The sequence below is a fragment of the Immundisolibacter sp. genome (assembly GCF_041601295.1).
In the GTDB taxonomy this organism is placed as follows: Bacteria; Pseudomonadota; Gammaproteobacteria; order Immundisolibacterales; family Immundisolibacteraceae; genus Immundisolibacter.
The window spans coordinates 1-11,201 of sequence record NZ_JBFIII010000096.1 but is presented as its reverse complement, the minus strand read 5'-3'; the positions used below and the strand labels follow the sequence as shown (position 1 = coordinate 11,201).

General features: G+C 65.4%; 12 protein-coding genes. 6 read left to right on the top strand and 6 right to left on the bottom strand.

What is annotated here, in order from left to right:
• From ABZF37_RS11760 to ABZF37_RS11735, 6 genes are all read left to right on the top strand, one after another.
• On the top strand, positions 1 to 1,039 hold a 1,039-nt coding region (locus ABZF37_RS11760; protein WP_372720134.1), incomplete at its 5' end, for a Rieske 2Fe-2S domain-containing protein.
• A complete protein-coding gene (locus ABZF37_RS11755) occupies positions 1,036 to 2,235 on the top strand; it encodes a Gfo/Idh/MocA family protein (RefSeq protein WP_372720132.1) in 1,200 nt (399 codons plus the stop codon). The genes ABZF37_RS11760 and ABZF37_RS11755, both read left to right, overlap by 4 nt.
• Positions 2,235 to 3,305, top strand: coding sequence for an extradiol ring-cleavage dioxygenase (locus ABZF37_RS11750; protein WP_372720130.1), 1,071 nt, complete (start codon positions 2,235 to 2,237; stop codon positions 3,303 to 3,305). The genes ABZF37_RS11755 and ABZF37_RS11750 overlap by 1 nt, the downstream gene beginning before the upstream one ends.
• A 13-nt stretch (positions 3,306 to 3,318) precedes the next feature.
• Entirely contained in the window at positions 3,319 to 4,263 is a 945-nt protein-coding gene (locus ABZF37_RS11745; RefSeq protein WP_372720128.1) for a hypothetical protein, read from the top strand.
• 7 nt (positions 4,264 to 4,270) lie between these two features.
• The gene (locus ABZF37_RS11740) at positions 4,271 to 5,224 is read left to right on the top strand and encodes a DMT family transporter (protein WP_372720126.1); all 954 of its coding nucleotides are present in this window, start codon (positions 4,271 to 4,273) and stop codon (positions 5,222 to 5,224) included.
• Between the two features lie 157 nt (positions 5,225 to 5,381).
• Positions 5,382 to 7,265, top strand: coding sequence for a sulfatase-like hydrolase/transferase (locus ABZF37_RS11735; RefSeq protein WP_372720124.1), 1,884 nt, complete (start codon positions 5,382 to 5,384; stop codon positions 7,263 to 7,265).
• A 95-nt stretch (positions 7,266 to 7,360) separates the two neighbouring features.
• Here ABZF37_RS11735 and ABZF37_RS11730 read toward each other — a convergent pair whose 3' ends face one another.
• From ABZF37_RS11730 to ABZF37_RS11705, 6 genes are all read right to left on the bottom strand, one after another.
• Complete coding sequence (locus ABZF37_RS11730) at positions 7,361 to 7,696, bottom strand: hypothetical protein (RefSeq protein WP_372720122.1); 336 nt, start codon at positions 7,694 to 7,696, stop codon at positions 7,361 to 7,363.
• Entirely contained in the window at positions 7,689 to 8,690 is a 1,002-nt protein-coding gene (locus ABZF37_RS11725) for an aromatic ring-hydroxylating dioxygenase subunit alpha (protein ID WP_372720120.1), read from the bottom strand. The genes ABZF37_RS11730 and ABZF37_RS11725 overlap by 8 nt, the downstream gene beginning before the upstream one ends.
• A complete protein-coding gene (locus tag ABZF37_RS11720) occupies positions 8,671 to 8,913 on the bottom strand; it encodes a hypothetical protein (protein ID WP_372720118.1) in 243 nt (80 codons plus the stop codon). Before ABZF37_RS11720 ends, ABZF37_RS11725 begins: the two co-directional genes overlap by 20 nt.
• A 91-nt stretch (positions 8,914 to 9,004) precedes the next feature.
• A complete protein-coding gene (locus ABZF37_RS11715; protein ID WP_372720116.1) occupies positions 9,005 to 9,709 on the bottom strand; it encodes an iron-containing redox enzyme family protein in 705 nt (234 codons plus the stop codon).
• A gap of 85 nt (positions 9,710 to 9,794) precedes the next feature.
• Complete coding sequence (locus ABZF37_RS11710; RefSeq protein ID WP_372720114.1) at positions 9,795 to 10,364, bottom strand: glycine zipper 2TM domain-containing protein; 570 nt, start codon at positions 10,362 to 10,364, stop codon at positions 9,795 to 9,797.
• Between the two features lie 71 nt (positions 10,365 to 10,435).
• A complete protein-coding gene (locus ABZF37_RS11705) occupies positions 10,436 to 11,161 on the bottom strand; it encodes a DUF3108 domain-containing protein (protein WP_372720112.1) in 726 nt (241 codons plus the stop codon).
• Positions 11,162 to 11,201: the final 40 nt, after the last annotated feature.

Below are 11,201 nucleotides of genomic sequence, written 5' to 3'. Positions count from 1 at the left end.
CCTGCTGGTATTCAAGGACGGCCAGGGTCGCTACGGTCTGATCGAGGCGCGCTGCAAGCATCGATGCGTGTCGCTGACGCGCGGTTTCGTTGAAGAAGACGGCATTCGCTGCGCCTACCACGGCTGGAAATACGCCACCGATGGGCGCTGCATTGAGCAGCCCTTTGAGCCCGCAGACAGTCACCTGAAGGACGATATCCGGCTGCGCGCTTATCCGGTGCAGGCACTCGGCGGGTTGCTGTTCGGGTATCTGGGCCCGGCACCGGCGCCGCTGCTGCCACGCTGGGACGTACTGGTGCGCGAGGACGGGCGGCGCTTTATCCAGATCCTACCGCTGCACCACTGCAACTGGTTGCAGTGCGAGGAGAACACCGCCGACACTGTGCACACCTATTACCTGCATGGCCGTATGGCGCAGGAGCACGGCCTGACCATTCCCGGCGCGGATTACTACGTGCGACCGGTCGAGCGCTACGAGTGGTCGGTGTGTGACTGGGGCATCGAGAAAGTGCTGGTCTACGGCGGCGAGCAGCCGGAAGTTGAAGTCCGCCCGCCGCTGATCTTTCCGAACATCCTGCGCGTGCCACAGGGGCCGGTGGAGGCGATCCACTTTCGGGTGCCCATCGACGACACCCATACCCGCATCCTGTGGGTGGGCTTTCTGGAAGACGCCAGTGCTCACACACCTGAACACGCCGCGCTGCCGTTCGAGTACCTGGAAGCCGGGCGCAACGCCGACGGCGAGCACGATCTGCTGTCTTTCTACAGCCAGGACCAGTGGGCCTGGGAAAGCCAGGGTGAGCTCTACGATCGCAGCGCCGAGACGCTCGGCGCGACCGACCGCGGCATCGTGCTGTTCCGCAACATGCTCGACGAGCAGATTGCGCGGGTGGAGCAGGGGCTGGCACCGGATGTGGCGATGGTGACCGACCCGGCGCACAACCAGAGCATCACGTTTCCCTCGGCCACCCGGCCGTGGGGCGGCACCGAGGCCATGAGTTTCGTGCCCGGCGCCACCGCCGGCGCCAGCGCGCCGTGAGCCGGCTGCGCCTGGGAATTGCCGGCGCCGGCATCGCGGCCTTGCAGGTGTTGCCGCATCTGAAGGAAATCGAGGACCAGATCGAGCTGACCGCGCTCGCCGATATCCGCCGGGACAACATGGATTACTTTGCGCAGAGCCTCGGCCGGTCACTCGCCTGCTTCGAGGACGTGGAAGCGCTGTGCGCGCAGGGTCCGGTGGACGCCGTATGGGTGGCCTCGCCCAACCGCCTGCACGCCGAGCACGTGATCGCCGCCGCGCGCCACGGCAAGCACGTGATCTGCGAGAAACCGATGGCGGTCACGCTGGAGCAGTGTCTGGCCATGGTGCAGGCGGTGGAGGCGGCCGGCGTCAAATATGTGCAGGGTCACTCCAAGGTCTACGACGCGCCGGTGCGCGCCATGGGGCAGCTGATCCGCTCGGGGGATCTGGGGCGGGTCACTCACCTGCACACCTGGAACTTCAACGACTGGCTGATTCGCGCGCTGATGCCCGAAGAAGTGCGCACGGACCTCGGCGCCGGGCCGGTGTTCCGCCAGGGTCCGCACCAGGTGGACACCATCCGTTATCTGGGCGGTGGGCGGGTGCGCAGCGTGCGGGCGCAGGCTGGCCGGCACGAGCCGCACTTTCCGGACTGCGAGGGCAACTACACGGCTTTTCTGGAGTTCGAGGACGGCACGCCGGCCACGCTGATCTTCGACGGCTACGGCTATTTCGACAGCGTCGAGCTGACCTGGGGCGTCGGCGAGGCCGGCAAGCCGGCCAAGAACCCGGATTCGCGCATCCCCAAGGCGCGGCCCCCGGGTCCGGTCAGCGCACAGGAGAAATACGCCCAGGTGCGAGGCGGTAACCCCTACGGCTACGGTACCGGTGGCGGCTGGGACATGGATGCACCGCAGCAACAACCGTTCTTTGGCCTGACCGTGGTGTCCTGCGAGCGGGGTGTGATCCGCCAGTCGCCTGACGGCCTTTACGTCTACGATGCCGGGGGCCGGCGCGAACTGCCCTGTCCGCCGCCGCTTGGTCGCGCCGCCGAGCTGCGCGAGCTGTACGAAGCGGTGACGCAAAACCGCCCGACGTTGCTCGATGTCCGCTGGGGCATGGCCAGCGCCGAGGTGGTGATGGGAATACTGGAGTCCAGCCGCAACCGCGCCGAAGTGCGCATGCAGCACCAGACCGACGTACCGGTGCTCTGATGGGGCAGGTTCTGGGGCTTGGGCTGTCCCACTACCCCGGACCGCTGGTGCCGGTGCAGCACTGGCCGCGCATGCTGGCGCGCAACGTCAAGGTGGGTCGCATTCCACCGGAGGTCTATGCCGATCGCGACGGCTGGCCGGCAGCAATGCGCGCCGAATGGGGCCAGGACCAGGGCCAGGCCGCGGCCGTGCACCACCGTGACCGTTTGCTTGCCGGCTACGCCGTGCTGCGCGGCGAGCTTGATGTCTTCGCGCCAGACCTGGTGCTGGTATTCGGTGACGATCAGTTCGAGAACTTTCGCCTGGACGGCGTGCCGGCCTTCTGCGGCTATCTGTTCGACGAGATGACCTGCCGACCCTACGCTGGCGGAGGCATCCCGTTCGAGACGGACCAGAATGCGTTCGATTTGCCCGTGGACACGCCGTTGATCGTGCGTGGCCACCGCGCTGCGGCACACGCGCTGGTCACCCATCTGCTCGGCGAGGGCTTTGACCTGGCCTGGGCCAGCACCACCCGCCACCCGGCGGGTCTGGCACATTCGTTTTCCAACACGGTGCTATTCCTGGACTTGCCGGATGCCGGGCGCGGCTTTCGCTACCCGTTGATTCCGATACACGTGAATTGCTACGGCGGACAGTTGCTCAGCGGCGCGGCGCGCGGCGCGGGGGCGGATGCTCCAGCGTTCAGCACCCCGCCTTCGCCCACCCCGGCGCGCTGTTACGCGCTCGGTGCGGCGATCGGTCGCTTTCTTGCCGATAGCCCGTGGCGCGTGGCGATTGTCGCCTCGTCGAGCTGGTCGCATGGCTCGCTGACCGCCAAGCACCAGCGCCTGTACCCGGACGTCGAGGCCGACCGCCGCCTCAGGGCAGATCTGGGCAGCGATGCCTGGACCCGCTGGGGTGCGCTCAGCCGCGACGCCATCGAGGATGCCGGACAGCACGAGGTGCTGAACTGGATCTGCCTTGCCGGCGCCATGGCGGCGCTCGGCCAGCGCCCGCAGGTGGTCGATTTCGTGGAAAGCTGGGTATTCAACTCAAGCAAGTGCTTCGCGCTGTTCCCGCCCGCCTGAATCAGGAGTCCCCATGGCCAAGATCGTCGCCGCTTTCGGCGTGACTCACGCCGCCATCATGGTGCGCGCCTGGGAGCGCGCCTCGCAGGCGCATCGCGACAGTGTCCGCGCCGGTTACGACGAAGTCGCCCGCCGCTTGCGGGCCGCGCAGCCGGATGTGGTGCTGATGGTCGCCTCGGACCACTTCCAGAGTTTTTTTCTGGACAACATGCCGGCCTTTTGCCTGGGTGTGAGCGGACGCTGCGTGGGGTGGGGTGACGGCGGCCTGCCACGCTACGAACTTGCGGTGCATGAAGGGCTCGCACACGGCCTGCTGGAAGGCTTGATAAGCGAGGGTTTCGACCTGGCATTTGCGCGCAACCTGCCGCTCGACCACGCCTTCATGACCCCGGTGCACATGATTTTTCCGCAAGCGGACCTGCCGCTCGTGCCGCTGTTCCTGAACTGCAACGCGCCGCCCTTGCCCACGCTCGGGCGCTGCCTGGACCTTGGCGCCGCCCTGGGCCGGGTCCTGGCACAGGTGGAGCCGGACCTGCGCGTGGCGCTGATCGGCACCGGCGGCCTGTCGCATGAGGTGCCGCTGCTCGACTGGCGGGCCTTGCCCGACGATCAGACCGGACGCGATTGGCTGCAGTTCATGTCCGCCGGGCGCCAGGGCGTGGACCCGCAGACCCAGCAGCGCGTCGCCGACGAGGTGGTGCGCTGGGGCCGCGAGGGACTCGGGCGGATAGATGAAACCTTTGATCGGGAGCTGCTCGGCTGGATGCAGGCAGGCGACTATGGCCGCTTGGCCGGTCTGGATGCGGCCACTATCGCCCGCCGCGCCGGCAACGGCGGGCAGGAGATCCGCACCTGGGCCACGGTAATGGGCGCCGTGCCGGGTACGCACGGCGAGCCCTTGTTCTATGAAGCAGTTCCGGAATGGCTGACCGGTGTCGCCGGGGTGGCATTCGCATGACCGTAATGTGAGTACGTCGGTCTCGGACCGTCGGGCGTGGTTGCTGCTCGGCGTGCTGGTCCTGCTGTGGGGCGGCAATTGGCCGGTGATGAAAATCGGTCTGCAGCATTCGCCACCGTTCACGTTTGCGGCCCTGCGCATGCTGACCTGTGTGGTCACCATGTTCGTGGTCGCATGGGCCCTGAAAGAACTGCGCCTGCCCGTGCGGCGTGATTGGCCTTTTCTGGTCAGCGCGGGGATTCTGCAAATGGGCGTTTATGTCGCCATGCTGACCTATGGCATGCAGTACGTCCCGGCGGGGCGCTCCTCCATCCTTGCCTACACGATGCCGGTGTGGGTGGTGCCCGGTGCCATTCTGTTGCTGGGCGAGCGCCTGAACGGCTGGAAGGGCATCGGTTTCCTGTGCGGAATCGCTGGCCTGATGGTGCTGTTCAATCCTGCCTCGTTCGATTGGAGTGACAGCACGGTATTGCTCGGCAACGGCCTGATTCTGGGAGCTGCCGGGATTGGCGGGCTGGTGATGCTGCATATCCGTGGCCGTACCTGGGGCGCATCGCCCCTGTCGCTCGCACCGTGGCAGTTCCTGGTCGCGACGGTCGTGGTCTTGCCGCTGGCACTGCTGCTGGAGCCGGATGCCCAGGTCGCGTGGGACCAGGAACTTTTTTGGGTGATTGCCTACAACGGGCCATTGGCAACTGCGCTGGGCCTATGGGCGTTCGTCGTAATCAGTCGGGCGCTGCCGGCGATTACGGCCTCGATGGGACTGCTCGCGGTGCCGGTGGTTGGCCTGCTGCTGTCGGCGTTGGCCCTGGGAGAGACGATCACGCCCGGCAACGCGACCGGTCTGGCGATGATTGTGGCGAGCGTGGCCGCGACGTCCCTTGGCGAGCGCGGGAAACGAAGCATCCAGCCGCCATCTTCGCCTGCGCCTGGAGACTCGGTCGCCGGCCCGTCTGGGTGATGTCTCGGCGACGCATGTCTCCGCCTCGCCGCGGTTTCACCAAGCGGTGCCCTGTGGCCCTTGGCATCGGAGGGGCCGTGCGCTTGACGGAGTCTTAACCTGTTGCGGCGTACCGTTCGTAATACGCGCCGCCACCAGTCGTTCCCGAGTGCATCCGTTGTCCCGATCCCAGGCCACCTTCCTGCCTTTTTCCTACTGGGCTATCAGCTGGGCAGTGGTGCTGTTGCTCTTGTTGGCGCACGCCTGGGATGCACATCTGTCCGGGCCGTTGGTAAGCGCTTTTTTTATCGCGGCCGCGCTGAACTACGCCGGTTTGTTCCTGCTCCCTTTAGTGCTGGCTCCCTTGTTTGGCGCGGCCGCGAAGCGGCCACTTGGCTCCCGCGCCGCCCATGCGTTGAGCTTCACGCTGATTGTTCTGTGGTCCAGCGCCGTCCAGCTTGGGCTGTTGCTGGACCTATTGGTCTTCCAGCTCTACGGGTTTCACCTGAACGGTTTCGTCTGGAACCTGGTTACCACACCTGGCGGGCTGGAATCGCTCGGCGCTGACGCCAGCGCCTGGCTCATGGTGATGGCGGCGGCGCTGGTCGTTTTGGCTGCCAACGCCGTCCTTCTAGGCCTGACCCTGCGCCGCGCGACCGGTGCAGCGCAGCGCTTATTTCGCGTGAGCACTGTGGTCGGCGTGTTGTTGATATGCGCCGTGGGCGAGCGCCTGGTTTACGGTGTCAGTCATTTCACCGGGCGTAGCAGTGTGCTCAAGGCCGCCAACGCAATACCGTTTTATCAGCCGACCACATTCCGGCACGCGGCGCAGGCGCTTGGCTTCACATTTTCGGCACGACATGCCGGCAGCGTACGCGCAGCCACAAGCGCGCTGGCCTATCCGCGGGTGCCACTGCAACTGACCCCGCCACCCCGGTTACCGAATATCGTCTGGCTGGTGGCGGAGTCGCTGCGCGCGGACGCACTTGATGAAAACGTGATGCCAGCGACCAGCGCGTTTGCCCGGACCGGACTGCGCTTCGATCAGCACTACAGCAGCGGCAACGGTACCCGTATGGGGCTGTTTGGAATGTTCTACGGGCTGTACGGCAGCGACTGGTTTCCGATGCTGGCTGCCCACCAGCAGCCGGTGCTGATGGATGTTCTACAGCGTCTGGACTACCGCATCGAGGCCTGGAGTAGCGCGCGCTTCAGCTACCCTGAATTCAGCCGCACGGTATTTGCCGGCCTACCTGCCGATGTACTGCACGATCAGGCGACCGGTCAGGGCTGGGAGCGTGATCGCAGCAACGTCGACAGCCTGCTGGGGTTTATCAGGCAGGCATCTTCGGCGCCCGACCGCCGGCCGTTCATGGCATTCATGTTTTTCGAGTCGCCGCACGCCCGCTATTACTTTCCCCCGGTAAACGCTATCCGCAAGCCTTACCTGGAGGATTTCAACTACGCGACCATGTCGCTGACGCGCGACATCGAGTTGATTCGCAACCGCTACCTGAACGCCTGCAACCACCTCGATAGCCAGTTCGGGCGCGTATTTTCCGCCCTGTCCGCGCAGGGCCTGCTCGACAACACCATCGTCGTGGTTACCGGCGATCACGGCGAGGAGTTCATGGAAAAGGGCCGTTGGGGCCACAACTCCAGCTTTGTTGAAGAACAGGTCCGCACGCCCCTGGTGCTGCGCATGCCGGGTGTTGCACCGGGTCGTGTGAGCAGCATGAGCAGTCATCTGGACCTGCCGGCCACGTTGCTGGCGCGCCTGGGTGTGCGAAACGACCCGGCCGATTTGTCGCTGGGCAGCGACCTGCTGGGCGCGGGTCCAGCCCGTACTACGACGGTAGTTTCGGACTGGTCGAGCGTGGCCTGGATCGGGCCCGACTACAAAGCCGTCTACCCATTGCGCAGCACGGGACTTTCGGACGCGGGCATCTTTGCGCCAAACGACAGCCGGCTGCCGAATGCGGGATCAGTGCGTGCGGCCCATGTGGCGGATCTGCGCACACTGCTGCGGGGCATTACGCGCTTTCATCGCTCCGTGCGCTGAGTCAGCTGCTTGCCGTGCCAGGCGCCGCGTTGCCGCAAAGCCCGGGCAACCGGGGGCTGTTTCTCATGCCCGCGCGGGGGCGCAACAACAGGGCCTCAACCCTTGACGATCTGCCAGCGTGCGCGGTCGAAGCCGTCGGGTACATCCGGCTCGCCAAAGTATTCCATCGCCATTGCCACTTCCATGAATGCCTGGCCCAGATAAAACAGCCTCTCCTCGGCGGGGCTCATGGCATGGTCCACGGACAGTGCGCTGAAGCGATCGAGCAGCGGCTCCATGTGTGGCGCGATGGCGTCATAGAACGCCCGGATCTGGTCCATGGGCATCGCCACGCGGCGGGCGTTACGCTCCTGCATGGTCGGCAACGCCCAGGCGCTGACAAAAGGCTCCAGCGTTTCGAAGCCGCACGGCAATGCCTGCACCTCAGGCATTGGCACCCCGCACGCAGGCATCCACAACGTCATAGCGGTGGCGCAGCAGCACTTCCTGCAAACCCAGCGGCAGATGCTGGATGAAGCCGGACATCAGGTTCTGCTGCGTGGCCTCGGTGGTGTTCACATCTTCGCGCACGGTGTCGCGCAGCACCACCGCCGTGTATTGGCGCGCGATGACCTCGCCCAGGTTGCGCGCCGGCATCTGGTACAGACGCATCTCCCACTCTGTGCGGTCCGGCGCGGTGGGCCAGAAGTTGTACGTGTAGCAGTAGTCCACGCCGACGTGCGCGGCGAATCCCGGAAACACCTCCACGATGTCTAAGGCCCAGGCGGGCTGACGCTCCGGGTTCAGGCCGGCGGGCAGCTGGTCGAACAGATCGACGCTGGATACGCCGTACTTGCTCCCGCCGTAGCGCGCCACCAGTTGTTCGGCGCGTGTCGGACGATGGTCGGGATTGCCTCCGACGATGGAGGCGATATGGTGATGACGGTACAGGCGTACCGCAGCAAGATGACAGTAGGGATTGTCCTTGCTGATGAAGGCATCGGCCACCGAGCGGCGGTGGATGGTCGCCACGTGGTAGCCCTCGGAGAAGGCATCGTGGAAAACCTTCCAGTTGACCTTGACCGTGGCGCGGAAAATGGCGCTTGGCTGGAGCTTGGACAAGGGGCCGCCGACCAGTGCGGCTTTCACCTCTCCCAGCCAGTCGTCAAGTGACACCGGCGGCGGGTTGCCGGCCGGGTGGACGAATACGAAGTTCTCCCACACACCGACCGCGAGGCCGCGCAGGCCAAGATCGCAAGGGTCCAGGCCAGGAAACTCGGGCGCATCCGGCAGATGCCGCAGGCGGCCTTCCAGGTCGTAGGTCCAGCCATGGAAGTTGCAGCTGAAGCCACTGGCATTGCCGGCGGGCTGCTCGCGCACCACCTTGTTCCCGCGGTGGGTGCAGATGTTGTAGAAGGCACGAAGCTCACCGTCTTGGCCACGCACCAGGATCACCTCGACCCCCCAGCGTGGGCAGGCGCTTGAGCACATAGTCGCCGGGGTTCGGGACCTCGGAGGTGTGACCCACGTTCAGCCAGTGGCGGCGAAAGATGTGTTCCCGCTCGCGCTCGAAATAGGCGGCGGAGGTATTGACCTCCAGGGGAATCGGCGCGGCGCCTGAAGAAGTCACGGTATTTCCCCGGCGCGGATCGGCTTGCGGGTTTCCCATGCTCTGTTCCTCCCCATGCGACCGAGCTTCCATCATAACTGCCGGTGTGTTCCGAAGGCTGGGCCAGCGGGCTGACTCCGGGTGGCGGCCCTCAGCCCGGTGGAACCTCACCCCCCTCCAGGCGCGTTGCCAGACGCTCCACACCCATATAGAACAGTCGCTGGGCCTCGAGTACCAGCGGCAACCCTCGCCGGATCTGCGTCTCAACTTCGGCGTTCAACCACGGTTCCATGGGCCGCCACACCTTGACGCCAGCGTGCTCAAGGTCCGCCGACAAGTGATAGCGGAAGAAGAAAACCTGTTCCTCGCTCAAGCCCAGGCACTCCTTCCACCGGTCGGGGTGGAAGTTGTGCCCCGGCAGGGCGGTAAGCACAAACTCGTCGATGGACGAACCAAGCCAGCCAACGGTCCAGTGCCAGTCACGCGCCAAGTGCTCCAGTAGTGCCAGTGACGCGGCCGTTTCGGTTTCCGGCTGCGTCACGTTCATCTGTGCATCGCTGAGGCCGATGTTGCGGCCCATCTCCCACAAAATCTTGGTGTGCGCCGCCTTGATGGCGGGGTCATAAACCAATTCTTCGCCCATCTGCGAAATGGTGCGGCGCACAATGCCCTGGTCCGGGCAGCGGCTCATCCATGCCGGGCGCATTACGGAGCTGAAAAACCGGTTCCGCAGCACGTGTTGCAGGACATAGGCCTGCCCGCGCGCGCGCGTCAGCGGTGCCAGTACCCACGGCCAGGTTTTGGCCGCCTCCAGGGCCGTGGCGGCAATATCCGCCAGATGGGTTGTACTACTCATGGTCGCTCCCGGTTTGGTCGTCAAAACGTCTAAGTGCGGGGGGAACCCCTCGCCGGGTCATCGCCGGATGATGCCGGAAACACGCCTACTGCGGCACCGCCACACCGCCACTGACGCGGACTTTCTGACCTTCGCTCAGGGCCGGCGGGTTGGCGTAATCGAGAGTCACGGTATTGCCGTTCTCCATCCGCACTTCGACCTGGTAGGCGGTGCCCGCGCGCTGGCGTTTCTCGATTTCATGGCCCGCATATGCGCCCCCGGCGGCGCCCGCGACGGTGGCGATCTTTTTGCCGCTGCCACCCCCTACCTGGTTGCCGAGCAAACCACCCACCACGGCACCTGCCACGGCGCCAACTCCGCTGCCCTGGCCTTCCATGCGATAGCTTTGGATCCGCGTCACCACGCCGCAGTCGGCGCACATCGGCGCGGGTGCTGCCGGCGGCATGGCCGTCGGAGCGGCAACTGCCCGGGTGGCGGGCTTTTTTTCCACCGGTGAAGCACTGGGCAGGGCAAGCGCATCAGGACCGGACAGGGTGGCGGGGGCAGCTTGTTCGGTGGGCTCATCCGCGGCCGCGTTTCGCTGGTCCGTGCACGCGGGAAGCGTGGCGACCAAGGCGAGCAAGACAATTCTCAAATCGATCGCTGATCTGCGCATGACAAACTCCTTTGGCGAAACTATCGACATATCCGTTCAGAAACAGCTCATCGCTTACGTGGCGCCGCCGCTCACGGTGCGTGGCGGCTGCCGCCGCTGTATTTTTTCAGCAGCAGAGTGCCCTGCGCCCGGCCGCGTTTGTGACGGTCGATGCGCACTGGGAAGTAATCCAGCTGCGGTGCGCACCACAGGGTGACGGTGTATTTGCCGCCGGTTTGTGTGCGCTCGACCTTGACGGCGCGAAAGCGACCGGCGGGGGTGCTGACCTCCTCCTCGCCGACGGTTTGCAGGCGATATTCGCGTATTTCGCCATCCGAGCCGTACAACACCGGCAGTACCAAACTGGTGGCGCGCTCGGCCAGGCTCCGGCGCAGCGCCTCTATGTAAATCAATTCGTCCAGCGTGCCCGGCAACAGCGTTGCCGGTTCGCGATCACCCTGGCGCTCTGTAACTCGGCCGGCCTGCCAGTCGAACACGAACTCGTGGTCCCGCCGCTTGCGCCCGCCACTGCGCAGGTGGTGAAACACCTGCGGGCGCCAGCCGTCGCGGGTTACCTCACCCTCACTCAGGTCATGAAAGGTTTCCTGGGTGAACAGCGCCACCACGCCACCGGGCGTGACGTCGAGCTGCAATCGGTAACGTCCATCCTTGGCCTGGTAGCTTTGCACGGCTTCGCCGCCGTCGATGGCGCCCTGGCGCACGGCGTAAGTCGCCTGCCACTCGTTCGGCAACTCGGCCCGCGCTTGAGTTGCGACCAGCAGCGCGATGCATGCGCCCAACACTCGCCAACTATTCACGCTGTGCCTCATATGCGAACTGCACCGGCGCGGCCAGGGG

Bases quoted from the DNA above. Each gene is read 5' to 3' on its own strand.
- ABZF37_RS11720 (WP_372720118.1), bottom strand. From the start codon at position 8,913: ATGGGAAACCCGCAAGCCGATCCGCGCCGGGGAAATACCGTGACTTCT.
- ABZF37_RS11715 (WP_372720116.1), bottom strand. From the start codon at position 9,709: ATGAGTAGTACAACCCATCTGGCGGATATTGCCGCCACGGCCCTGGAG.
- ABZF37_RS11750 (WP_372720130.1), top strand. From the start codon at position 2,235: ATGGGGCAGGTTCTGGGGCTTGGGCTGTCCCACTACCCCGGACCGCTG.
- ABZF37_RS11745 (WP_372720128.1), top strand. From the start codon at position 3,319: ATGGCCAAGATCGTCGCCGCTTTCGGCGTGACTCACGCCGCCATCATG.
- ABZF37_RS11730 (WP_372720122.1), bottom strand. From the start codon at position 7,696: ATGCCTGAGGTGCAGGCATTGCCGTGCGGCTTCGAAACGCTGGAGCCT.
- ABZF37_RS11710 (WP_372720114.1), bottom strand. From the start codon at position 10,364: ATGCGCAGATCAGCGATCGATTTGAGAATTGTCTTGCTCGCCTTGGTC.